Source organism: Eudoraea sp. (genome assembly GCF_039969275.1).
Classification (GTDB): Bacteria; Bacteroidota; Bacteroidia; order Flavobacteriales; family Flavobacteriaceae; genus Eudoraea.
Map to the genome: position 1 here is coordinate 658,329 of NZ_JBDVOC010000010.1, position 23,323 is coordinate 681,651.

At 36.3% G+C, this 23,323-nt stretch carries 23 protein-coding genes and 1 tRNA gene; 6 read left to right on the forward strand and 18 right to left on the reverse strand.

Annotated features, from left to right (window positions below; all coding sequences use genetic code 11):
• Positions 1–3 precede the first annotated feature (3 nt).
• The 7 genes from ABJH90_RS10880 to porV all read right to left on the reverse strand — a co-directional run bounded on the left by ABJH90_RS10880 (position 4) and on the right by porV (position 7,068).
• Entirely contained in the window at positions 4–606 is a 603-nt protein-coding gene (locus tag ABJH90_RS10880) for a SprT-like domain-containing protein (RefSeq protein WP_348139210.1), read from the reverse strand.
• 103 nt (positions 607–709) lie between these two features.
• Positions 710–1,390: an SDR family oxidoreductase gene (locus ABJH90_RS10885; protein WP_348139212.1), complete on the reverse strand. Its 681-nt coding sequence runs from the start codon at positions 1,388–1,390 to the stop codon at positions 710–712.
• On the reverse strand, positions 1,391–2,368 hold the full coding sequence (locus ABJH90_RS10890; RefSeq protein WP_348139214.1) for a M28 family peptidase: 978 nt from the start codon (positions 2,366–2,368) through the stop codon (positions 1,391–1,393). It lies immediately after the preceding gene.
• A gap of 90 nt (positions 2,369–2,458) precedes the next feature.
• Positions 2,459–4,105, reverse strand: coding sequence for a 2-oxo acid dehydrogenase subunit E2 (locus tag ABJH90_RS10895; protein ID WP_348139216.1), 1,647 nt, complete (start codon positions 4,103–4,105; stop codon positions 2,459–2,461).
• 4 nt (positions 4,106–4,109) lie between these two features.
• The gene (gene pdhA / locus ABJH90_RS10900) at positions 4,110–5,108 is read right to left on the reverse strand and encodes a pyruvate dehydrogenase (acetyl-transferring) E1 component subunit alpha (protein ID WP_348139218.1); all 999 of its coding nucleotides are present in this window, start codon (positions 5,106–5,108) and stop codon (positions 4,110–4,112) included.
• Positions 5,109–5,298: 190 nt separating this feature from the next.
• Positions 5,299–5,784 carry a cytidine deaminase gene (cdd, locus tag ABJH90_RS10905; RefSeq protein WP_348139220.1) on the reverse strand — a complete coding sequence of 162 codons (486 nt, stop codon included), beginning with the start codon at positions 5,782–5,784 and terminating at the stop codon, positions 5,299–5,301.
• Between the two features lie 135 nt (positions 5,785–5,919).
• The gene (porV, locus tag ABJH90_RS10910) at positions 5,920–7,068 is read right to left on the reverse strand and encodes a type IX secretion system outer membrane channel protein PorV (protein WP_348139222.1); all 1,149 of its coding nucleotides are present in this window, start codon (positions 7,066–7,068) and stop codon (positions 5,920–5,922) included.
• A gap of 464 nt (positions 7,069–7,532) precedes the next feature.
• On the opposite strand from porV, the gene gldJ reads away from it, so the two are divergent.
• Both gldJ and murF read left to right on the forward strand, forming a co-directional pair.
• Positions 7,533–9,212, forward strand: coding sequence for a gliding motility lipoprotein GldJ (gene gldJ / locus ABJH90_RS10915; protein WP_348139224.1), 1,680 nt, complete (start codon positions 7,533–7,535; stop codon positions 9,210–9,212).
• 65 nt (positions 9,213–9,277) lie between these two features.
• On the forward strand, positions 9,278–10,552 hold the full coding sequence (gene murF / locus ABJH90_RS10920) for a UDP-N-acetylmuramoyl-tripeptide--D-alanyl-D-alanine ligase (protein WP_348139226.1): 1,275 nt from the start codon (positions 9,278–9,280) through the stop codon (positions 10,550–10,552).
• Positions 10,553–10,749: 197 nt separating this feature from the next.
• On the opposite strand, the gene ABJH90_RS10925 is transcribed toward murF, so the two are convergent.
• Positions 10,750–10,824: transfer RNA gene (locus tag ABJH90_RS10925), tRNA-Val, on the reverse strand.
• Between the two features lie 209 nt (positions 10,825–11,033).
• On the opposite strand from ABJH90_RS10925, the gene ABJH90_RS10930 reads away from it, so the two are divergent.
• Complete coding sequence (locus ABJH90_RS10930) at positions 11,034–11,798, forward strand: exodeoxyribonuclease III (RefSeq protein ID WP_348139228.1); 765 nt, start codon at positions 11,034–11,036, stop codon at positions 11,796–11,798.
• 4 nt (positions 11,799–11,802) lie between these two features.
• Here the strand turns inward: ABJH90_RS10930 and ABJH90_RS10935 are convergent, their stop codons facing one another.
• Positions 11,803–13,056: a sodium:proton antiporter gene (locus ABJH90_RS10935; RefSeq protein ID WP_348139230.1), complete on the reverse strand. Its 1,254-nt coding sequence runs from the start codon at positions 13,054–13,056 to the stop codon at positions 11,803–11,805.
• Positions 13,057–13,307: 251 nt separating this feature from the next.
• On the opposite strand from ABJH90_RS10935, the gene ABJH90_RS10940 reads away from it, so the two are divergent.
• Positions 13,308–13,778, forward strand: coding sequence for an Hsp20/alpha crystallin family protein (locus ABJH90_RS10940; protein ID WP_348139232.1), 471 nt, complete (start codon positions 13,308–13,310; stop codon positions 13,776–13,778).
• Between the two features lie 135 nt (positions 13,779–13,913).
• On the opposite strand, the gene ABJH90_RS10945 is transcribed toward ABJH90_RS10940, so the two are convergent.
• The 9 genes from ABJH90_RS10945 to ABJH90_RS10985 all read right to left on the reverse strand — a co-directional run bounded on the left by ABJH90_RS10945 (position 13,914) and on the right by ABJH90_RS10985 (position 21,879).
• The gene (locus ABJH90_RS10945; RefSeq protein WP_348139234.1) at positions 13,914–14,681 is read right to left on the reverse strand and encodes a patatin-like phospholipase family protein; all 768 of its coding nucleotides are present in this window, start codon (positions 14,679–14,681) and stop codon (positions 13,914–13,916) included.
• 115 nt (positions 14,682–14,796) lie between these two features.
• Entirely contained in the window at positions 14,797–15,015 is a 219-nt protein-coding gene (locus tag ABJH90_RS10950) for a DUF6327 family protein (protein WP_348139236.1), read from the reverse strand.
• The gene (locus ABJH90_RS10955) at positions 15,012–15,362 is read right to left on the reverse strand and encodes a hypothetical protein (RefSeq protein ID WP_348139238.1); all 351 of its coding nucleotides are present in this window, start codon (positions 15,360–15,362) and stop codon (positions 15,012–15,014) included. The genes ABJH90_RS10950 and ABJH90_RS10955 overlap by 4 nt, the downstream gene beginning before the upstream one ends.
• A gap of 6 nt (positions 15,363–15,368) precedes the next feature.
• The gene (locus ABJH90_RS10960) at positions 15,369–15,719 is read right to left on the reverse strand and encodes a YtxH domain-containing protein (RefSeq protein WP_348139240.1); all 351 of its coding nucleotides are present in this window, start codon (positions 15,717–15,719) and stop codon (positions 15,369–15,371) included.
• A gap of 110 nt (positions 15,720–15,829) precedes the next feature.
• A complete protein-coding gene (locus ABJH90_RS10965; protein ID WP_348319622.1) occupies positions 15,830–17,020 on the reverse strand; it encodes an acetate kinase in 1,191 nt (396 codons plus the stop codon).
• A gap of 13 nt (positions 17,021–17,033) precedes the next feature.
• Positions 17,034–19,127, reverse strand: a complete 2,094-nt coding sequence (pta, locus tag ABJH90_RS10970) for a phosphate acetyltransferase (protein WP_348139244.1) — start codon at positions 19,125–19,127, stop codon at positions 17,034–17,036.
• Between the two features lie 148 nt (positions 19,128–19,275).
• The gene (locus ABJH90_RS10975) at positions 19,276–20,124 is read right to left on the reverse strand and encodes a universal stress protein (protein ID WP_348139246.1); all 849 of its coding nucleotides are present in this window, start codon (positions 20,122–20,124) and stop codon (positions 19,276–19,278) included.
• Between the two features lie 51 nt (positions 20,125–20,175).
• On the reverse strand, positions 20,176–21,018 hold the full coding sequence (locus tag ABJH90_RS10980) for a universal stress protein (protein WP_348139248.1): 843 nt from the start codon (positions 21,016–21,018) through the stop codon (positions 20,176–20,178).
• A 9-nt stretch (positions 21,019–21,027) separates the two neighbouring features.
• Positions 21,028–21,879, reverse strand: a complete 852-nt coding sequence (locus tag ABJH90_RS10985) for a universal stress protein (RefSeq protein WP_348139250.1) — start codon at positions 21,877–21,879, stop codon at positions 21,028–21,030.
• Between the two features lie 200 nt (positions 21,880–22,079).
• Here ABJH90_RS10985 and ABJH90_RS10990 point away from each other — a divergent pair, with 200 nt between their 5' ends.
• A complete protein-coding gene (locus ABJH90_RS10990; RefSeq protein WP_348139252.1) occupies positions 22,080–22,535 on the forward strand; it encodes a DUF2267 domain-containing protein in 456 nt (151 codons plus the stop codon).
• Positions 22,536–22,686: 151 nt separating this feature from the next.
• Positions 22,687–23,319 carry a WG repeat-containing protein gene (locus ABJH90_RS10995; protein ID WP_348139254.1) on the forward strand — a complete coding sequence of 211 codons (633 nt, stop codon included), beginning with the start codon at positions 22,687–22,689 and terminating at the stop codon, positions 23,317–23,319.
• The last annotated feature ends 4 nt before the right edge of the window (positions 23,320–23,323 follow it).

A 23,323-nucleotide genomic window follows, 5' to 3' on the forward strand; every position in this document is an offset into this window, starting at 1 on the left:
TTATTATTTATTAGTTACTACCTCAACTTCCGCATGGGGTTGAAACAGGTATATCCTTCCCGATGAGATTTCAATACACTCGTATCTTTTTACTTTTCTTTGCCCCTTCTTAAATAACTTCCCATTATATAACTTAAAAATACTACCGGAAGGTAATTCAAAAACTTGAATTTTATCATTAGGAATGTCATAAGCTTTCAAAGCCATAGACAAATTAGCATCCGTAGTACTACTGGCTTTCGGGTTTCTAAAATGTTTTGCCAGGATTGGTAAAAGAGAGGAAGGAAATATTTCCGGTCTAATAAATGGAAGCATCAGGTACTGAAAAGTCTGCTTCCATTCCATGCCATGAGGTTTTATTCTTCTTCCAAATTTTTCAAACGCTACCAAATGTCCAATTTCATGAATAAGCGTTATTAAAAAACGATATTTATTCGGAGTGGCGTTAACGGTAATTTGATGCGAACCATTACGCATGAGACGATAATCTCCATGGCGGGTCACTCTCTGATTAACTATTTTTAGGTTTACACCATTTACCTTTATGAGTTCAAGACAGGGCGTGACTGCATTCTCAGGAAGGTATTTTAACAATGTTTCGTTCATTGAAGTAAAAATAGTTTTTAATGTTTTTAGCCTTGCAATAAAGACCCTTTTTTACATAGAAAAAGTGATAAAATAAATTTAAAAGAGCAAAATATTCTTTAAATCAAGGAGTAGTACTACTTACCTGTAATAGCTTCCCATTGTAATAGCGCTGACCATTTAATGCAAAATCCATTATATAATGGGCCATATCCTCAGCAGTTATAGGTGCTTCATAACCGGGAAAAGCCTCTTCTAACATTTCTGTCTGGACTGCTCCAATAGCCAACACATTAAACGAAGGGCCCGTTTCTTTAAATTCTTCAGCCCATAATTCGGTTAGTGTAATAACCGCACCTTTACTAGAACTATAGGCCGAAAGCCCTGGGAATTTGAGGCTACCCTGTACACCTCCCATAGAACTAATGGTTACCACATGCCCCCCAATAGTCATTTTTGGAATAAGCAGTCTTGTAAGTTCTGCGACACCGAATACATTTACCTTATATATTTCTTCAAATTCAATCCTGGTTGTTTGAAGAAAAGGTTTGTTCAATAATTGTCCGGCATTATTAATTAGAATATCTACAGTTTTCCAATTGTCTTTTAGAAAATGTTGAACCTTTTCCAAATCTCTATCATTGCAAATATCAAACGGAAATGCAGTAATATTACCTTCCTTTAATTCCTTAATTGGCTTATCATTTCTGGAAAGCGCCAAAACCTTATGCCCACTTTGGGCAAAAAGACGGGCCAGGTCGTATCCTATACCCCTGCTACACCCTGTAATTATAACATTAGCCATTTAATAATACTTTATTTCTTGTTCGGGGGAATTTGAAAACCCTTCCAATACAGGTATCATATTATTTATCACCCGGGACATATGTTCAAAATCCATTTGATCCAACTCATCACCTACCTTGTGGTAGAAATTAAAATTAGTGAAATCAAAAGTGCAATAGGTCTGTGAAGGAATATTAAACTCGTTGTGAAAAGGATAGTTATCTGATCTTTGAAAAAGGCCAAACTCTTTTGCCGTGGGTAAGAAGCCAACCAAATTTTTATTCGCATATTTATTAGTTTCCTCTGCCAGATTGGATTTACCATAACCTGTAACATACATCATATAATCCTTGTCGATCATGGGTACACCTGTCATCTCGAAATTAAGCATCAGATAAAGATTAAGGTCCTCTTCCTTTAATTTTTTCGCCAGATGGTTGGATCCTATTAAACCTTTCTCTTCGGCACTGAATAGCGCAAAAATGAGACTTCTTTTATTGCTTTTAGACGCTCCAAAATACCTGGCCAATTCCAGGACTGTAGTGGTTCCCGAGGCATTATCATTTGCCCCATTGGCAATTGTATCACCATTTTCGGCTGTTAATACGCCAATATGATCATAGTGTGCTCCAATTATGATATATTCATTTTGAAGTTTTTTATCGGTTCCTTTCAGAACGCCAACTATATTATAAGCCGGTTTTTGAAAATTGGCTAATGTATCCTTAAAAGTTGCGAAATAGGGTTTTAATCCATTTTGAACAAAAATACCTTCTATAAATTCTGCAGCTTTTTCTATCCCCTCACTTCCAGAATCCCTTCCTTTTAAATCATCCGATGCTAAAAAGTTCATTATTTCGAGCACGCTGGTGCTATCTACTAAAGTACTTCCCAAATTTCCTTTAAGCCCGTCAGGGGGATTATTCGATTGCGTTTTTTTTAACGAACCACAGGCTGTTAAAAGAAATAATACTAAAAATACAATTGCATGCTTCATTTGTATTCTAAATAACAAAAGGTACCCTAAGAATACCGGATACCTTATTTTATGAATAATCAGACTGTTTTTCAAGAAATCGTTTTTTTATCAAGCTAACATAGTAACCGGATTCTCCAGATAGGCTCTTAGGGTCTGTAAAAACTGGGCCCCTGAAGCACCATCAACCGTTCTATGATCACATGCCAGGCTAATCTTCATTGTATTTCCAACAACTATTTGTCCGCCTTTAACAACAGGTTTTTCAACGATAGCACCCACTGAGAGAATGGCAGAATTAGGCTGATTTATAATTGATGTAAATTCAAGAATACCAAACATTCCAAGGTTAGAAACCGTAAAAGTGCTTCCTTCCATTTCGGCAGGAGTTAATTTTTTAACTCTTGCTCTTCCTGCCAAATCTTTAACCGAGGTTCCAATCTGTGTTAAACTCATCTGATCAGTAAATTTTAATACGGGCACTACCAAACCGTCATCTACCGCAACAGCCACACCAACATGAATATGCTGATTATATCGGGTAGTATCTCCTTTCCAGGAAGTATTAACCTGTGGATGTTTTTTAAGGGCCATAGCGCAGGCCTTCACCACCATATCATTAAATGAAACCTTGGTATCCGGAAGGCTATTGATCTTTTCCCTCGAAGCCTTGGCATTATCCATATCAACCTCAATCATTAAGTAATAATGAGGAGCTGTAAACTTAGATTCACTTAGGCGTTTGGCTATTACCTTACGCATTTGAGAGTTTTTCACTTCTTCAAAATGTTCCTCCCCAATTGGAACGAATTGCGGTGCAGTTACCTGACTCTCTGGAGTTATTTTGGTTTCAGCGACCGCAGCAGGAGCAATAACATCCTTAGACGGTACAAAATTTTCTACATCTCGCTTAACAATCCTACCATGATCTCCGCTACCCTTAACAGCCATAAGATCAATTCCCTTTTCAGTAGCAATTTTTCTCGCTAACGGAGAAACAAATACCCGCTGTCCTGAGTTTAATGGTTTTTCCTCTTTATTTGTTGCTTCCTGAGGAGCTATATTCTCTGTTTCCGCAGTCGTAACTTTTTCTGTTTTCGAAGAAGGTTTAGACTGCAATACTGCCTCAACATTAGTCCCGGCCGGACCAATTATGGCCAATACTTCATCAACAGGTGCCGATTCGCCTTCCTGAATTCCTATATAAAGAAGTTGCCCTGAATAAAAGGATTCAAATTCCATCGTTGCCTTATCAGTTTCAATCTCGGCCAGTATATCACCCTCTTCCACTTCATCTCCTACTTTTTTTAACCAAGTGGCAACGGTACCTTCTTCCATGGTATCACTGAGGCGCGGCATTTTAATAATCTCCACACCTTCAGGTATTTCACTAGAAATATTACTTTCTTCTTTTACTGTAGATTCTTCTATTTTTTCTGACGTTGTTGTGTCCTCCTCTGCTTCTGCTTTATTATTTGATGTCCCCTGTTTACCGTTTAATAAGGAAGATATATCTTCACCTTCGTCACCAATTATTGCTAATAATGTATCAACTGGTGCCCCGTCTCCCTCAGCAATACCAATATGGAGTAGGGTGCCTTCGTGAAAAGATTCAAATTCCATGGTGGCCTTATCTGTTTCTATCTCAGCCAAGATATCGCCCTCTTCAATCTTATCACCAACATTTTTCAACCATTTTGCAACGGTACCTTCTTCCATGGTATCGCTTAATCTGGGCATATTTATTACTTCTGCCATTTATTTATAATTTGTGTTTTACAAATGGATAGTCTTTTTGCTCATAAACCATATCGTAAAGCTGTTCTACAGGAGGATATTCAGACTCCTCAGCAAATTTTTCACATTCTTTTACAAGATTTTTCACCCTATCATTAATCGCTTTAACTTCCGCTTCATTGGCGTACTTCTTCTCCTTAATAACATCAAGAATCTGAGTAATAGGGTCTATCTTCTTATATTCTTCAACCTCATCTTTTGTCCTGTAGTGTTGAGCATCAGACATAGAATGCCCTCTGTAACGATATGTTTTCATTTCCAAGAACGTGGGGCCGCCGCCACTTCTAGCTCTTTCTATAGCCTTACTCATTTCCTCCGCCACTGTTAATGGATCCATTCCGTCAACGGGAGCGCAAGGCATTTCATATCCCAGACCAAGTTTCCAAATATCTGTGGTATAAGCAGTTCTTGCTACGGAAGTCCCCATTGCATAACCATTATTTTCACAAACGAATACTACCGGCAATTGCCATAACATGGCCAAATTAAACGTTTCGTGCAGCGAGCCCTGTCTTACCGCGCCATCACCCATATAGCAAAGAGTTACTGAATCTCTTTTAAAATACTTGTCGGCAAATGCCAATCCGGCACCCAAAGGTATTTGCCCGCCAACAATACCATGACCTCCATAAAACCTATATTCTTTTGAGAAAATATGCATGGAACCACCCATTCCTTTAGAAGTACCTGTTACTTTGCCATATAATTCCGCCATTACCTTCCTGGGGTCTACACCCATTCCTATGGGCTGAACATGGTTCCTATAGGCTGTAATCATCCTATCTTTCGTAAGGTCCATAGCATGTAATGCGCCGGCTAAGACAGCTTCCTGACCATTGTACAAGTGTAAAAATCCGCGAACTTTTTGTTGAATATATACGGCAGCCAGTTTATCTTCAAACTTTCTCCAGAACAACATTTCCTCGTACCATTTTAGGTATACCTCTTTGGTAACTTTTTTCATCAAATAATTTTCTTTATAGTGGCCTTGTTTTTTGCCGAAAAATTCAGATCTGAATAGTTCAGGAATATCAAGGAAAAACAAAAATACACATTAAATCAATAGTGAAAAAAAAATGATAAAAAAGGTATAAATCCCTTATAAAAAATGAATTTATGGTTAAATCTAATTTCTTCAGGAGTATAAAAAAAGATTATTTTAAGTATGAACTTCCAAATGCCAAAGGAAGGATGTCTTCCAGGGATTCGCATTTAAATATTTTACCCGAATCCCCCATCATTAAAATAGATATTGGTGAATTTTGCTTTTGTTCATATTCAGCAATGGCTTGCCTGCAATTTCCACAAGGCGCTGCAGGCCTGTCTACTTTATGGGTTTTAGATGATGCACTAATGGCAATTGTTTTTATTTCAACTTTGGGATATTTTGCACCTGCCTGGAAAAGTGCTACCCGCTCTGCACATAAACCTGAAGGGTAAGAGGCATTTTCCTGATTATTCCCTATCACGATTTCCTCATTAGCTAAAAGGACAGCTGCCCCGACCATGAATTGAGAATATGGAGCATAGGCGTTTTCTCTGGCCTCCACGGCAATTTTCATGAGTGCTTTTTCGCTTTTGGAAAGCTCATCCAAAGTTTCAAAAACCAATAAATCAAAGGAAATCCTGCGTTTTTCCATAAAATGAGATAAATGTCCAGGCTAACCTGAGTTAAAACTAAATGTACTTTATTTTAGATAGTTGTGCAAAACTGCTTCTTACCCAAATAAAAAAACCTGTCCGGAGACAGGTTTTTTTTATATGTCTAATTTTGTTTAATCATTGTAATATTCCGCCCCTAAATTAAAGGTAAGCGAGAATCGAAGCGTATTTTCAAGAGGATTCTTCACTTTGGAAGTAGAGAAGAGGTACGAAAGATCTATCTGGACAGATTTGAATTTAAATCCGGCTCCAAGTGTAAAGAATTGTCTTGCTCCTTTAAATTCGCTTTCGTGAAAATAACCTGTTCTAAACATAAAAGCATTTTGATAAGCATATTCAGCACTTAATGCCCAGGTTACCTCCTGAAGTTCTTCACTAATCCCGTCAGGTGCATCTCCGAATGACTTAAATACCCCTTCAAGCCAGCCAATTTGCTGATATATATCATTATCTGCAGAATCTATAACCCCATCGCCGGTAAAATCCTGAGGGGTAGGCACTAGAAGTTTGTTGAATTCCAAATTTAAGCCCAGTACATTATCCTGATCAAAAATAAAATCAAATCCTCCGCCTATGGCCAGATTTGTAGGCAAAAAATTGGTTTGACCACCTTCATCATATTGCATTTTACCTCCGAGGTTTGAGATATTGAAGCCACCTTTCCATCTACCATCAAAACTATTATAGGCTATTTCCCTGGAGCGAAAGTAACCGGCAATATCCACTGCGAATGAACTTGCCGCCTTTGAATCTACATCACCATTTTCAGGTAATTTAAGATTTGAATTTATATATCTACCCGCAATAGCCATAGAGAATACATCGCTAAGTTTTAATGCATATGAACCATCTATTGCCAATTCATTGGGTTTGGCTATTACGCCCGGGTCTCCGGCAAATTGTCTTAATTCAATTTCACCTAAAGTAAAATAACGCAAACTGAAGGCAAATGCGCTTCTGTCGTTTATTTTATTATAAAAACTACCGCTTAATAAGGAGACATCTGTAATAATGCTTTCCAGATAAGGTGTATAACCTAACCCTATTCCCATTTTTCGCTCAGCAAATGCAAACTTCGCAGGGTTCCACTGCTGCGAAAATGCATCAATGGAAGTAGAAACGCCCATATCTCCTAAGCCACCAGACCTTGCGTCTGCGGCAATAGTTAAAAAGGGTACCGCTGTGGTTATTACCCTATTCTGCTCCTGGGCAGATGCCTTAAATACAAAGGCAAATAAGGCTAGAATAACTAATTTTCTCATTTTTGTCATCTAATGTAGAATTCGTACAAAATCCAAAATAATTACTATTTAATAATCACTTTATTTTGTCTTATTACTTGTTAAGTAACGAGCATTTCAAAAATATCTTGCATTTCGAGGTATATTATTTTTGAATTTAGTCCAATAAATCTGAAAATCAGAAGTTTGTTCAGATTACAATTTAAATCTAAGTTCATTAGATTATAAGGTATTAAGCAGAGATTGTCCTTAATAATTTAAAAGAAATGTTTCTATCCATACTATATTATGTTTTGTGCCGTTATCAAAATGGACAAGGTCCCAATAAATCTTGCCTGTGCAAATGGGCAAAAATATTTTCGGAACTATAAAATATTATGTAATAATCATCGTTTTATAAGCCGAAAGTGACACAATTTTATTTTAAATATTCTATCAAATTGCGATAAATGTGGTTTGATATTGAACTTAAGTCCTAAATACAGATGAAAAAACAGTTGATCAAAGTTGTACTTTCTTGTGCAGTGATAATGGGAAGTTTTACATTTAATAGTTGTAAAAAATCTGCCTCATCATCATCAAAGAATGTATCAAGAGCTACAGGCTGGAAAATAAACGCCAAAGAGGGTGGTTTTCAGTACAATTCTGACTTTAAAGAACAAGAAACGGGTCCCGGACTTGTTTTTATAGAAGGAGGTACATTCACAAAAGGAAAGGTACAGGATGATGTAATGCATGACTGGAATAATACTCCCAGCGCACAGCATGTTCAATCTTTTTATATGGATGAAACTGAAGTAACCAATGTAATGTATAAGGAATACCTTGATTATCTTAAAGCGGTATACCCACCAGAAAACCCTAAATACGCTAATATTTATAAAGGCGCACTTCCGGATACTTTAGTATGGAGAAACAGATTGGGATATAATGAAACTATGACCAATAATTACCTAAGACACCCTGCATATTCTGAATACCCGGTAGTTGGTGTGAATTGGATACAAGCGGTTCAGTTTGCCGAATGGAGAACAGACAGGGTAAACGAAGCAATGCTGGAAAAAGAAGGTTATTTGGCTCAGGATGCAAAATACCAGGCAATGTCCGGTGAGGTCGAAGGCACTTTTAGTACTGAAGCCTATCTAAACCGTCCAGAATCTGTATATAACGGACAAATAGATTCATTACAGGGCAAAATGAAAAAAGATTCAGTTTCCAACTTTGCCACAAGAAGTACTGGTATTATTATGCCTGCATATAGACTGCCTACGGAAACCGAATGGGAGTATTCAGCTGCTGCTTTACAAGGAACAAGAGAATACAATAATTATAGAGGTAGAAAAAAATATCCATGGGAAGGCGATTATACAAGAAATGGCCAAAGAGTGGGTAGAGGTGATCAGTTAGCAAACTTTAAGCAAGGAAAAGGTGACTACGGCGGAATAGCTGGTTGGTCCGATGACGGTGCTGATATCACCGCAGAGGTAAAATCATACAAACCCAATGACCTTGGTCTGTACGATATGGCAGGTAATGTTGCAGAATGGGTTGCCGATGTTTATCGACCAATAGTGGATGACCAAATAAGTGATTTCAACTACTATAGAGGTAATATTTACATGAAAACGGCGATAGGCGAAGACGGAAAAGTAACTATTCTTCGAGATAGTATAATTTTTGATACTTTACCTAATGGAAAACTTGTAGCTGTAAATCTACCTGGAGAAATTAAAATGGTAGCTGTTGATGAACAGGAAACCTATTTAAGAACCAATTTCTCAGAAAGTGATAACAGAGCCTACAGGGATGGTGATCCGGGCTCATCCAGATTCTTTGACCGATTTGCGGGGGATGATGATGAAGATCCGGCTCGAAAGATGTATGATTCTCCAAAACACAGAGTAGAGCGCGATTCTGCCGGACAAATAATTCGCGAGTATGACAAAAGTAATAATAGGTCAACACTTATAAATGATGAAGTCAGGATTTATAAAGGCGGTTCTTGGAAAGACCGGGCATACTGGCTAGATCCTGCACAGAGAAGATTTTTACCACAATACATGGCCACAGATTATATAGGATTCAGATGTGCGATGTCAAGAGTTGGATCTAAAGCAAAGACTAAAAATAAAACTGTACGAGGTAAAAAAGCAAAAGCCAAATAGTTTTATATGCAGAATATGAATTGAGCCCTGATGTTAGCATCGGGGCTTTTTTATATATTTGTTTTATGACAATTGAGAAATTGCACCAACTTTTTTTAAAGTATCCTCAGGTCTCCACAGACACCCGTAACATTCTACCTAATTGTATATTCTTCGCCTTTAAGGGTCAAAATTTTAATGGCAATAAATTTGCGTCTGAAGCCATAAGGAATGGTGCGGCATATGCTATTGTAGACGAAGAAAAGTATGTAAAAGGTGATGCTTTTATTTTAGTAGACGATGTTTTAAAATCCCTTCAAGAACTGGCAAGCTATCACAGGAATTTTTGCAAAGCAAAAATTATTGGGCTCACAGGAAGTAATGGAAAAACCACAACCAAAGAATTAATATTTGCTGTCTTGTCTACGAAATATAATACGGTTGCCACCAAGGGAAACTTAAACAATCATATAGGGGTTCCGCTTTCCCTACTTACCATTAAAAAAAATACAGAATTCGCCATTATTGAAATGGGTGCAAACCACGTAAAAGAGATCGAGTTTTTGTGCAATATTGCTCAACCAGATTATGGCTATATAACTAATTTTGGGAAAGCCCATCTGGAAGGCTTTGGAAGTGTAGAGGGTGTTATAAAGGGCAAAAGTGAACTCTACGACCACCTTATTGCCAACAAAAAGTTTGCTTTTTTAAATGCAGATGATGTTATTCAGAAGAGAAAGTTAAAAAATTACACACATAAATTTGGCTTTAGCACTTCAGATACTAATAATTATAGGATAAATTATTTGGGAGCACATCCTTTTGTAAAGCTGGAAACAGAAGAAACCGAAATTAACACCCAGTTAATCGGGAGTTATAATTTTAATAATTGTTGTGCCGCAGTGCTAATGGGAAAATATTTTAATGTGCCATTAGAGGATATTAAAAATTCGATTGAAGCCTACATTCCAAAAAACAATCGTTCACAGATTATAGATAAGAAGGAATATCACATTATTCTCGACGCCTATAATGCAAACCCGAATAGCATGGAAGCGGCCCTAAAAAATTTTAAGAATTTTCCGGGGAGTGTAAAAATTGTTTTTCTGGGAGATATGTTTGAACTGGGTGAAAAAGCCAATGAAGAACATCAAAAAGTTGTTGAGCTAGTCTCAGGGATGAATTTCGATAAGGTGTTTTTGGTAGGACAGAATTTTTACAAAACGAAGTCGGACCTAGCAAAATATGCCACTTTTGATGACTTATCCAGCTACCTTAAAAGTAATAAGTTAAAAAAAGGTAATCTCCTAATTAAAGGATCACGGGGCATGGCCCTGGAAAGAATTCTGGATTATCTTTAAACCAGTAAAAGTTGTGGAGTGTATTGGATTAGCTCGATAAGCTCGCTGATCCAAATAACGTCCGCTGCTGCAAATAGAAAACCCAATACCGGTTAAAACCGGTATTGATATTTTATACCTGCCAAACTCAGGAACAAGTTCCCTGTTTAGCAGGTATAAAAAATCCATGCAAACTTGCGTGGATTTTCTGCTTGATGTGGAGTGTATTGGATTCGAACCAACGACCCCCGCCCTGTCAAGGCGGTGCTCTAAACCAACTGAGCTAACACTCCTGTTTTTAGTTTAGCGGGTCGTTATTAAACCCCCTACTAAAGGAGGCTGCAATATCGTAAAATTATCGGGATCATCCATAAAATATCAGACAAGAACATTAAGAAAAGACATTTAAATTCCATTTTACTTTCATGGCCTTAAGGGTTACTAATTAATGCCTGTATATGAATAAAGTGTGTTATTTTTATTCATATTAAATTTTTTAAAAATGAAGATCGTTTCATGGAATGTAAATGGCATTCGGGCCATCGTAAAAAAAGAATTTTTTGAAACTGTCAATGTTTTGGGTCCTGACATCCTTTGTATTCAGGAAACTAAGGCGCAGAATATTGAAGTAGAAAAAGCTTTATTGCCCTTAAAAGATTATCATCTTTATAGTAATTCCGCAGAAAAAAAAGGATACTCCGGCACCGCGATTTTAAGTAAACCTGATCCCATTGCTGTCAGTTTGGATATGTCTATTTCAGAACATGATTCGGAAGGAAGAATAATCTGCTCAGAGTATGCCGATTTTTATTTAATTAATGTCTATGTCCCCAATTCGGGCCAGCAATTAGACCGCTTGCCATATCGCCGTAAGTGGGATGCAGACTTTCTCAATTATTTAAAAGAAAAAGAAAAATTAAAACCGCTAATAATATGCGGGGATTTCAATGTTGCCCATCGGGCTATCGATTTAAAAAATGATAAATCTAACTATAATAAAACGGCTGGTTACACGCAAATAGAAATTGATGGAATGGATAATTTTATAAATTCAGGTTTTGTCGATTCATTCAGATATTTCAATTCTGATGAAGTAGCCTTTACATATTGGAGCTATCGTTTTAAGGCTCGTGAACGAAATACGGGCTGGCGAATAGATTATTTTTTGATAAGTAATTCTTTAATGCCCAAAGTAAAATCTTCTAAGATACTTACGGAATTTTTTGGTTCTGACCACTGCCCTATTTTACTGGAAATAAAGCTATAAACCTCTAAATTCCAACATTCTTTCTTCTGAGTTTTTTAACCAACTTGCCAACAGTAAGCCCCTGAACAATTATAGAGAAAATTACCACTAGGTAAGTCATAACTAAAAACAATTCTCTATGCATTTCTGCTGTGAGGCCCAGTGCCAGGGCTATAGAAATTGCCCCTCGTAATCCCCCCCAGGTCATTATTAGATTGGTGTTGGGAACAAAATCAAGACGTGTCTTAAACACATTTACAGGAATAACCAGGGAGACATACCTGCAAACTAAGGCAATGGGAATGGCTAGGAGTCCTGCCAGTACAAATTCCGTTTCAAGGTCCAGAACCAACAATTCCATTCCTATTAGGACAAAGAGTAGGGTGTTTAAAAGAATATCTATCAGCTCCCAAAACTTGTCCACATAAGTTTCTGTAAGTTCGGACATTGCCTCTTGTCTGGTTGTATTTCCACCTACAATCAATCCTGCAACCACCATAGCTAATGGTGCAGAAACGTGCAGGTATTGCGCAACAACGGTACCTGTCATAACAGTGGCTAAAGTTATAATGACTTCAATATTATAATCGTCTATAGATTTCATTAGCTTAAATGTAATCCAGCCCAATAAAGCCCCAAGAAGTAAACCCCCTCCCACCTCGTGTACAAAAAGAGTAAGAACACTCGTAAAAGAAAAGTCTCCACCGGTTCCATTAGCCAATCCGAAAATCGTCAGGAAAATTACCACCCCAACACCATCATTGAAAAGTGATTCACCTACAATTTTGATTTCCAGCTTTTTAGGCACATTGGCTTTTTTTAATATTCCTAAAACAGCAATAGGATCTGTCGGGGATATTAGAGCCCCAAAAAGAAGGCAATAAATGAATTGCACATCTAATCCTATTCCCTGTAGCATAAAATACACAGCTATTCCTATGAGAAAAGTAGAAACGAGAACACCAAAAGTTGCAAAAAACAGAATGGGCCATTTAAGTTCTCTTAGTTTTTGCAAATCGGTATGCAGGGCCCCGGCAAATAGCAGAAAACTAAGCATAATATCAAGCAAAACAGATCTGAAATCTATATGTGTTATGATGTAGCGTTCCGCGTTTAATAAGGTATCATCAAAATAACTCAGCGCAAATATTCCAAGTGTAAATAAGATGGTAATAACTGTAAGCCCTATGGTGTTTGGAAGCTTAATGAACCTTACATTGAGATAACCAAAGACAGCGGATATAAATACAAGTATACTGGTAATGATAAAGTAATCCATAGGACGCGAATATATTTAAATTCTGGCAATTTTTGAATCTGAGGGCAAATAATACATTGTGTTAGCAATGTCATTTTATAAGTATATTTATTACAATTAAAAATTCCTCTGAAAATTTCTCTTCAAGGTTTTCAAGGCCTTCATTCTCGATTTAAACAAATATTGAGTACGACTGATCAAGATCATTCCGAATAGTACATGTCCTGATTACCTTCGTGGCTCAAATAATGTTTAACCTTAAATCTAATATTATGACACTAGTTAAATTTAAAAAAAGGGCAAGACCTTTTGGAAACTTAATTACTTCTGATTTTTTTGATATGGAGAATTTTTTTGATGACAAATTTTGGAATCGTGAATTGATAAATGATCGTTTCTGGAACGCAAGAGCAGGAGAACCTGCTTTAAACATCATGGAAAAAGAAGATTACTTTGAAATTGAATTAGCAGCACCTGGTTTCGCTAAAAAGGATTTTGAAATTACCATTGATGAAGGATACCTTAATATCTCCGCAAAAAAAGAGTTTACTAAGGAAAAAAAGGATGAAGATTACACAAGAAAAGAATTTAGTTATAATGCATTTGAAAGATCCTTGCTTTTACCAGAAAATGTAAAAGAAGAGGAAATTAAAGCCAAATACAGTGACGGAATTCTTCGCTTCAAACTAGAAAAAAAAGAAGTTGTCCTAAAGGCAAAACCAAAAGTAATTGAGATTAGTTAAAATTTCACTTTTAACTTAAAATGCCCTCTGAAGAAGACCTTTAGTTTGTCCATTTAGTAAAAGGCCTTTAAGGAGGGCATATCTTTTGGTATGTTTTTAAATAATAACTCTCCAAATTATTCCTGGCTAATCTTTTTATGGCATTTGAAGATTATCTGGTTTCTTCAGTGCCTTTATGGCAGCCTTATATCCCAAATCAAAAACAGCATCCACATCAGTTATGGAAAATGTACTGTGATTGATTAAATCTTTGGGTGATATTACCAAATTGCAATCTGCAAACTTAGAAAGTGAATCTTTAGCAGAGCGTATCTTATAGGCTCGTTCCAATACATTAAAAGAGTGTTTTAATTGTTCTATCCCTACTTTAAGAAAAGGATTGACATATACACCAATGATCTGATCACAATGGTTTTTAATCAGATCTACAGGAAAATTGTTCAAGGCTCCACCATCTACATAATACGAATCTGCTATTTTTATTGGGGTAAAAACTCCTGGAAATGCAGCTGAAGCCAATATTGGCCTAATAAGTTCTCCTTCAGAAAAAACCTTTAAACTTCCTTCCAGAATGTTAGTGGCAGTGATGAATAAAGGAATTTTAAGACTCTCAAAATTATCTGCAGGAAAGAACTCAGCGAACTTGCTGCAAAATTTTTCAGTATCAACAAACCCCGGTTTACCAACCGCATAGTTATTAATACTAAAAATATTCACCTTCTTTATAAATTCGAGGATTTGTTTCCAATCTAAGCCCCCTGCATATAATGCCCCAATTATGGCACCGGCACTGGTTCCTGCTATATGAGTAATCTCGAAACCAACTTCATCTAAAGCTTTTATTACCCCTATATGAGCAATACCCTTAAATCCTCCCCCAGACAATACTAAACCTGTATTCATAAAATAGCCCTAATACAAGCAAAGATACTTTTTTAGCAGTAAGAAAATTAGAATAAAAATGACCATAGGTATTAGATTTAACACCTATGGTCTTATTAGAATTCTTTAAAAATTGCTATTCTGACAGTCTTTTTTTAAACACCTTTTTTAAAACAAAGGGAATTATCACCGAGGCAACGAAACCATCAAAACTTCTAATTAAATTAAAGGGATAGAAATAAGTCTTAAGCTCTTGTACACTATACTTCGTATACTCCTTATTGATCTCTCTTTCCAGAGCAAGGATTTTCAAATCATCATCAATTTCCCTAAACGAGTTGTATTTTCCTATCATGGCCCCTCAAAAAAGTATTTAGAAAATAATTGCAGTAAAGGTTTATTCAATCTGTCGCGAAATACATAGCCTATAATCGCAAACAACAGATATAAAAACCCAATTATAGCGAATCCATAAACGGTATTATCAATTGCGTAACCTAAGCTAAAAGAAGCCGCCAGGCTCAAAAATATCAAAGCCAAAATTGCTATGGCACCAACTAGCATAACCTTAGCTAAAGAGGTAACCAAAACCATGGATATCTTAAAACTTTTAAGCTTGGCGTATTCTATGCTATGCTCTACATACGAGCTAACATTTTCGTCTAATTCAGAAATATTTTGTCTTAAACCTTCAAAAGCCATAATAGCCTATTTCTGTAATTGTGCATTTTTCTTTCTGATCTCTTCAAGCTTACGCTCTAATTGAACAATAATTTCATCTGCTTTGTAACTCATTGTAGAGATGGTATCCTCTAATTTTTGTTCAAAAACTTCTTTCCTCTCATCTGCTACTTTGGTGAGTTCATCTTTGGCATGAGAAATTCGTTCTGTTAAATCGTGCTTGGTTTCAAGTGCCTTATCTTTTATTTCAAGTGCCTTGTCTTTTATTTTTTTTCGGGTTTTATTCCCTTCGTCAGGAGCGTATAAGATACCGATACCTGCTCCTATTGCTGCCCCTGATATAAGAGCTAACAAAACTTTAATACTGTTGTCTGACATGATAAATTTTTTTAGGTTAATACTAATAATTGGTCAAGTTAGAGTATAAATTTTCTATGCGAAATGATCTTAATCATTTCACAGAGTAATTTTAGCGTATTTTTTTGTTGTCAGGAGGTTTTTAGCAATTGAAAGGTTTGCTTTGCAATTTCCAATTCCTCATTGGTGGGGATGACCAAAATTTTCACCCTTGAAGAGCTTTTGTGTATTTCCCGAAATTCAGAAGATTTGTGGTTATTCTTTTCTGTATCAAGCTCAATTCCAAAAAAGTCCATCTCAAAACAGACCAGCCCCCTAAGATAACTTGAATTTTCACCTATCCCCGCAGTAAATATTAAGGTATCCAATCCGTTCATGGCAGAGCTGTAAGCCCCAATATATTTTTTAATCCTATATGCATTCATTTCCAATGCTAGCTGACATTTCGAATCACCTTCATTAGCTTTAGCTTGAATTTCCCTCAAATCACTATAACCAGTAAGTCCCAGCATTCCACTTTTCTTATTGAGCAAATCATTTATTTCCTGCAAACTATAACCCAATGATTCTACAAGATAAAAAATCATGGAATGATCAATGTCTCCACTTCTGGAGCCCATGATAAGTCCATTTGAGGGAGCAAAACCTAAACTATGGTCCGTACTTTTTCTATTTTGGACGGCAGTAATACTGCAGCCGTTACCCAAATGAATACTAATAATCTTCGCTGCTTTTTTATCCAAAAAGCTTGTGGCCTTTTCTGTTACATATTTATGACTCGTGCCGTGGAAGCCATAAAGTTGTATTCCGTGATCCGAGTAAAATTTTTCCGGTATTGCATATTTTCGAGCCTTCAATGGAATAGTTTGATGAAAGGCGGTATCAAAGACCGCAACCTGTTTGGCATTTGGAAATAATTCTTCAGCAATTAATATCCCTTCCAGGTTATGCGGATTATGCAATGGCGCTAACTGACTCAATTCACCAATCTTATCTTTTACTTCCCTGGTAATAATTGTAGTTTCAGAAAAAGCAGTTCCGCCATGGACTACCCTGTGCCCCACGGCATCTATCTCATTTACGTCGCCAATGGCTCCGTGAACAGGGTCCAAAACCAATTCTATTACGCGCTTCAGTCCCTTTCTGTGCGATGAAAACTGGAGTATTTCATTAGTTTGGTAATCTGCCTTTACATACTTCAAATTTCCATTTTCCAGTCCAATTCTATCTACCATACCAGAGCACAAAACGTTTTCTGATGGCATATGCATTAGCTGAAACTTAATTGAAGAACTCCCCGTGTTAATAATTAAAATATTCATTGAAATGATTAAGTTATAATGCCTGGGCCTGGATGGCAGTTATAATAACTGTATTAAATATATCGTTAACTGTACTCCCCCTGCTGAGATCATTTACAGGTTTATTTAGTCCCTGAATTATTGGACCTATAGCCAGGGCACCGGTTTCTCGCTGTACCGCTTTGTATGTATTATTGCCCGTGTTAAGATCGGGGAAAATAAAAACGTTTGCCTGTCCGGCCACTTCCGAGTCGGGCATTTTAGTTTTACCTACATTTTTGTCTACGGCAGCATCGTATTGGATAGGGCCTTCAACTTTAAGATAAGGCGCTCTTTTTTTCACAAGCTCTGTAGCTTCACGTACCTTTTCTACATCTTCCCCTGAACCGGAACTTCCGGAAGAATAAGAAAGCATAGCTATTTTGGGATCTATTTCGAATGCCAAACTAGTTGCAGCAGAAGTAATAGCAATTTCAGCTAATTGATCTGCATTCGGATTGGGATTTATTGCACAGTCACCATAAACTGAAACCCGGTCTTCTAGGCACATAAAAAATACGGAGGAAACAATAGACACATTGGGTTTAGTCTTAATTAACTGAAGTGCCGGTCTAATAGTATGTTGGGTTGTATGAATAGCCCCGGAAACCATACCGTCCGCATCCCCTTTATAGACCATCATTGTTCCAAAATAAGAAATATCTGCCATAAGATCTTGTGCCATGGCCTTATCTACATTTTTATGCTTGCGTAATTCATACAGCGTATCCGTATAATCTCCAAAATAAGTTGAATTTATAGGATCTATAATGCTAATTTTTTCAAAATCAAGCAGCAAATCCAGTTGTCTTGCCTTTTCCTTTATCTGTAAAGGATCACCCAAAAGAGTTAGTTTAACAGCATCTGCATCGATTAGCTCCTTAGCTGCCCGAAGTACGCGTTCATCAGTACCTTCCGGTAAAACAATATGCTTTTTGACACTCTGGGCCCTTTTAAGGAGATTATACTGGAACATTCGTGGAGTTATTCCGTTTGCTTCAAAGGTTATGAGGCGCTCAGCCAAAGCATTTATAGGAAGAAATCTTGTAAAGTCCTGAATAGACCCCTCTATTTTTTGTTTATTCTCCGCATATATTTTAGGACGTATTGCCCCAACCTTATTCGCAATAGAAAAGGTACCTCCCTGAACTGAGATGATGGGAACGATTTCCGAGAGACCTTCGATTAATTGAATAACCGGATCTTCTGGAACAAGTCCACCAGTGAGCACGATTCCTGAGGCTGTTGGATAATTAGAAGATAAGTTAGCCTGCAAGGCTCCCAGGATAATATCAGATCTATCACCTGGAGTTATGACCAATCCATATTCCTTAAAATGAGTGAGATAATTTCGTAACTGCATGGCCCCCACACTAAAATTACTCACCTGGTTATTTAAAAAGTCCCGACCAAAAAGAACATCTCCTTTCAGTTCTTTAACAATTTCTTTCATGGTAGGATTACCAAGGTCTGGATTTATTGGGATGGTGCCAAGTAGCACTTCGCCTGGAAGTGCTTTTAAAAGACCATTGGTTACCAGGGTTACATTTTGGGGTTCTACTTTGTTGGCAACTACCATTAAGACTTCAACACCCTTATTGGTAAAGGAATCATAAGCGAGGTAAAGGTTATCAACCAATTCTTCCAAGGTTTTGCCCACTCCGCTAGCCAGAATAACAGTGGGGATCCCAAGGTTTTTGGCCATATAAACATTAATATCCCATTCTATAATAGATCCCTCCCCAGAAAAGTCGGTTCCCTCAACCAAAACAAAATCAAAACGAGATTCAATGGCTTTATACTTTTCTATGATCTTGTCTAATACCTCATCACTCTTATCTTGATTGTATTTTTGAATTACCTCACTTCTGGTACAGGCATAAGCCTCATTATATTCCATTTGTATTCCAAAGTAGGAAATCACCGTATTAATATGATTGTCCTTCTCCCCCGGTCCGTAATCATCAATTATTGGCCTGAAGTAGCCTACTTTAGCAGCTTTCCCCAATAATAAATGCATGAGTCCTAATGATATTAACGATTTGCCGCTATTCGGCTCGATGGTAGCTACATAAATGGCTTTGCTCATTGATACTTGGATTTTCAAGTGCAAATTTATGGTATTCTGTTTACTCAAACGATAAACTATGCTTATAAATAGCTCCCGGATTTGTTAGGGCACATAAATAGTGAAATAGGTTTTGATTTATTGAATTTGCGTAGCTGAATAAAGGTTATTACTCCACTTCGGGAAGGACCAAAAAGGGGATCTTTGTTTTAAAAGCAACTTTTTTGACAACAGGTTCGTGAGTCAGCCCTTTAAAAAAACTATGTTGAGAATTTATCATTGTTATCAACCCAGCGCTTTTCTTTTCAGTTAGATCGTTAATCTTTAAGGCAATGTTAGGGTGATAGTCAAAATCTTCAAAAACACTGTCCTTCTCTCCTAATAAGTTGCGAAGCAATTTCTTTAATTCTAGTTGTTCCTCGCTTAATTCCTCTTCCTCATTTATGTGAATAACATTAATTCTGGCTTTACGAAGTTTAGCGAGATCCAGCAATGGTTGTAATTCAACTCTTTGATACATGTGTTTAAAATTTGCCGCAAACAAAATTTCATTGAAAGAGCTAAAATCATAAGAATTGGGAACTGCAATAACCGGACAAAAGTTAATATTCTTTATAACACTTACCGTATTACTACCCATAAATATTTCACTTAAACCAGAAGCTCCCTGGGTTCCCATAATAATATAGTCAGCATCCTTATCTATTACTTCACGACCTATCGCATTTAATAAAGTATCGGCAACCAGTACTCCTTCAAATTCGTGTCCCGGAACCTTGTTTATTTTATTTAAGTGATTTACTATTTTATTAAGCTTTCGTTCAGATTCTTTAAGAGTAATCTCATGAAGTCTGGTTTCTCGTTCTTTATTTATTGTACTTATTAAACCCGATGGGCTTACCTGGTGTGCATGAATTATAATGAAAGTACAAGGTGATTGTTCAAAAAGAAATGTTGCATACTTTATTGCGTGCCATGCATTTTTAGAAAAATCTGTAGGTAAAACTATTCGAATCATAGTAAAATTTTATTTTTTGATCATCTTGTGTAAGACACTAAATGTTCCTGTTCATTCCGGAAGAACCAGCAATGGTATTTGTGAATGAAAGCCCACTTTTTTTACCACAGCTTCGCGGGTTAATTTCTCTATAAAAGTATGCTTATAATTAATTAAAACAATAATATCTGCTCTGCTCTCTTTCGCAAACGTACTAATTGAATCAGCTACATTAGCCTGCATCTCCACATTGTGAAAAGAATGCTCAACTTTACCCAAACGTTTTATCAGAACTTTTTTATTAGCTAGTTGTTCTTCATTCAACAAAAATTCCTGCGCGATGTGAATTATTAATATTTCTGATTTCCAGCTTGTTGCCAGTTCTATAAGCGGATCCAATTCGTATTTTGTATATGATCTTGTAAACTCTGTAGGTAACAAAATCTTACTTAAATCTTTAAAGTCATGCTTACTTGGAACGGCAAATATGGGGCAGCTGTTTATCATCTTAATAAGCTCTACCGTGTTACTTCCCATAAAAATTTCTTTGGCGCCAGTAGCGCCTTTAGTTCCCATGACAATTAGATCAATATCTTTTTCATTGCAAATTTCCTTTACAGCATTTACTATATCATTTGACACAGAACGTTTTTCAAATGTGTGGTTTTTATTTGAATGATTTATTTCTAAATATTGTAATATCTTATCAAGTTCGATTGAAGAGTTCTTTGCAAGAGAATCGTAGATTACACCTAATCTTTCTTTACTCTTGGCTCCAAGAATATTTGCAAAACTGGGTTCATAAGTGTTTAATAGCCAAAAATGGCAAGCCATATGTTCATGCATTTTCAAAGCTGCGAATATGGCGTTCCAAGCATTATTGGAAAAATCGGTAAGCAGTAAAATATTTTTCATCTATAACTGTTATTTAACAACCTGGGCCGTATCTCTAATGACCAGGAAGGGTATTTTTATATGAAAACCTATTTGATCTACATTTTGTCGTTCAACAAGTCGTTCAAAAAATGAATGCTTTCTATTCATCATCATAAGGAGATCAATCTTATTATCTTGGACATAATTTAAAATTGCATTTGGCATTAGACTACCTTTTAGTTCTGTGAGGGTAGTAGACAAGCCATCTAAACCACGATATAGGGCCATCTTATTTTCCTGTTGACTCGCGGTCAGATCATACTCCTCTTTAACATGTAAAACGATAAGTTTTGCTTTATTCAATTTGACCATTTTTATAGCAGCACTCAATTCGTTCTCCTTATAATTTGACAAATAGTCTGATGGAAACAATATTTTTTGAATTTTTTGGAAGGTGTAGTTTTCCGGAATTACCAAGATCGGTGCAATGGCTTTTCGGAGAACATAAACTGTGTTTGTCCCAAGAAATATCTCTTTAGCCCCGGTTGCGCCCTGAGTTCCCATCACGACCATATCAATTTCCTTTTCTATTGTTACTTCATTGATTTCATCTGTAAGTGTATTAAAAGCTGAAATGATATTATAGCTATGTTTTGGATTTTCATAAGATTTCTTAACATCTTCAAGCGTTTTTTCTAAACCGGCCAGTGAGATATCAACACCGGTATCGGGAATAGCACTAAATAAAGGCCCTCCCAGCATATAATCCATCCGGTAAAATGAAGGGGTATATGTATGAAGGAAGAAAAAGTTACATTTTTCATTTTTAAATAATTCCATGGCATAACTAATAGCGTTCCCGGAATTTTTAGAAAAATCTGTAGGAAGAAGTATGTTCATAATAATGGTATTTATCTAAATCTCAAATTTACTGAGCATCAGAGATGATAACTATGATATTAATCAGTAGAATCATTTAGAAAGGATGCAGTTGCCGATTGATAAATAAAATCTTAATAATTATGGTTCGGGTGACCAAAATCATTTGTAATGGCAACGCTACTGCTCATCTTTATGATTCACATATAAAAACTATAATCATGGCACTAAATTTTAATCAATATGCTACAGAGGGTAATACATTTCTTAAAGAATACACCAAGGAAATGAATCTTGGTAACGACAGAGACAAAGCAGGCAGAATATTAGCTTCTATTCTGCACAGTTTACGCGATGTGATTTCAACCGAGGAATCTTTACAATTTATTGCGCAATTACCTATGTTCTTAAAGGGAGTTTATGTTAACGGATGGACGCTTAGAAAAAAAAAGAAGTTGAAAATAAAACATATGGCAGAATTTATAGACCTGGTAAGAAAACACGATGGTCCTTCAGCTATTAATGATTTTGAATACAGTGATGAAGTGGCCGAGCAATATATAGATACCACCTTTATTTATTTGAGAAAATATATTTCCCTGGGTGAGATGCAAGATATTAGGGATGGACTTCCAAAGGACCTTAAGAGTATGATTTATTCTAATATAATGTTTTAAAACATAAGAAGAGATATACCTTCCTTTAGCCTTGTGATACACAAGGCATAGATTGCTGGTGTTCTGCTTTTTATATGACTAAGGTCATTTTACACCTATTAACCACAACGTAATTTTGCGCTGATATTAACACTTTTAAACATAAAATCTTATGAATAAAATATTCCCGCTTTTCGCTTTAATCATATTGCCTTTTTTACTCTTTGCGCAGGAACTTACCGGAATTGATGAAATAGCGCCATTTAGTGAAGGATTGGCAGCAATAAGAAAGGGTAATGAATGGGGCTTTATAAATAAAGAAGGCCAATTGGTAATAGACTTTAGAGATGATTTTGTTTGGAACAATTTACCTAATACCTCAGTGAACGATGTTAATGCCATACGTTTTCCTCAATTTAAAAATGGGAGATGTATGATTAAAAAACTCATGGAGGAAGAGGAGATTATGACCTATGGTTTTATAAATAAAGAAGGTAAAGTAATTATAGAACCCGAATATTTGAATCTAACTGAATTCAATGAAGGATATGCCGTTGGTATACTTGTTACCAAAGACTTTAGAGGTAAAAATAATTTCCAATTGAATATCTATGATTATAGATTTAGTGAAGTTCTCTTAGATACTGCGGGTGATATTATGTTGCTAATAAATAAAAGAGATGGTATTTCGATGTCTGTAAGGCGCTATGAATTGCCTGAACTCCGTGCAAAATTTCTATCTGTAAATACTTTAGCCGTCAAATCCCCTAAAAATACATGGGAAATCCGAAAACTTAACTTATAAAAAT

Coding starts and splice junctions, on each gene's coding strand:
- ABJH90_RS10880 (WP_348139210.1), bottom strand. CDS start 606: ATGAACGAAACATTGTTAAAATACCTTCCTGAGAATGCAGTCACGCCC.
- ABJH90_RS10885 (WP_348139212.1), bottom strand. CDS start 1,390: ATGGCTAATGTTATAATTACAGGGTGTAGCAGGGGTATAGGATACGAC.
- ABJH90_RS10890 (WP_348139214.1), bottom strand. CDS start 2,368: ATGAAGCATGCAATTGTATTTTTAGTATTATTTCTTTTAACAGCCTGT.
- ABJH90_RS10895 (WP_348139216.1), bottom strand. CDS start 4,105: ATGGCAGAAGTAATAAATATGCCCAGATTAAGCGATACCATGGAAGAA.
- pdhA (WP_348139218.1), bottom strand. CDS start 5,108: ATGAAAAAAGTTACCAAAGAGGTATACCTAAAATGGTACGAGGAAATG.
- cdd (WP_348139220.1), bottom strand. CDS start 5,784: ATGGAAAAACGCAGGATTTCCTTTGATTTATTGGTTTTTGAAACTTTG.
- porV (WP_348139222.1), bottom strand. CDS start 7,068: ATGAGAAAATTAGTTATTCTAGCCTTATTTGCCTTTGTATTTAAGGCA.
- gldJ (WP_348139224.1), top strand. CDS start 7,533: ATGAAAAAACAGTTGATCAAAGTTGTACTTTCTTGTGCAGTGATAATG.
- murF (WP_348139226.1), top strand. CDS start 9,278: ATGACAATTGAGAAATTGCACCAACTTTTTTTAAAGTATCCTCAGGTC.
- ABJH90_RS10930 (WP_348139228.1), top strand. CDS start 11,034: ATGAAGATCGTTTCATGGAATGTAAATGGCATTCGGGCCATCGTAAAA.
- ABJH90_RS10935 (WP_348139230.1), bottom strand. CDS start 13,056: ATGGATTACTTTATCATTACCAGTATACTTGTATTTATATCCGCTGTC.
- ABJH90_RS10940 (WP_348139232.1), top strand. CDS start 13,308: ATGACACTAGTTAAATTTAAAAAAAGGGCAAGACCTTTTGGAAACTTA.
- ABJH90_RS10945 (WP_348139234.1), bottom strand. CDS start 14,681: ATGAATACAGGTTTAGTATTGTCTGGGGGAGGATTTAAGGGTATTGCT.
- ABJH90_RS10950 (WP_348139236.1), bottom strand. CDS start 15,015: ATGATAGGAAAATACAACTCGTTTAGGGAAATTGATGATGATTTGAAA.
- ABJH90_RS10955 (WP_348139238.1), bottom strand. CDS start 15,362: ATGGCTTTTGAAGGTTTAAGACAAAATATTTCTGAATTAGACGAAAAT.
- ABJH90_RS10960 (WP_348139240.1), bottom strand. CDS start 15,719: ATGTCAGACAACAGTATTAAAGTTTTGTTAGCTCTTATATCAGGGGCA.
- ABJH90_RS10965 (WP_348319622.1), bottom strand. CDS start 17,020: ATGAATATTTTAATTATTAACACGGGGAGTTCTTCAATTAAGTTTCAG.
- pta (WP_348139244.1), bottom strand. CDS start 19,127: ATGAGCAAAGCCATTTATGTAGCTACCATCGAGCCGAATAGCGGCAAA.
- ABJH90_RS10975 (WP_348139246.1), bottom strand. CDS start 20,124: ATGATTCGAATAGTTTTACCTACAGATTTTTCTAAAAATGCATGGCAC.
- ABJH90_RS10980 (WP_348139248.1), bottom strand. CDS start 21,018: ATGAAAAATATTTTACTGCTTACCGATTTTTCCAATAATGCTTGGAAC.
- ABJH90_RS10985 (WP_348139250.1), bottom strand. CDS start 21,879: ATGAACATACTTCTTCCTACAGATTTTTCTAAAAATTCCGGGAACGCT.
- ABJH90_RS10990 (WP_348139252.1), top strand. CDS start 22,080: ATGGCACTAAATTTTAATCAATATGCTACAGAGGGTAATACATTTCTT.
- ABJH90_RS10995 (WP_348139254.1), top strand. CDS start 22,687: ATGAATAAAATATTCCCGCTTTTCGCTTTAATCATATTGCCTTTTTTA.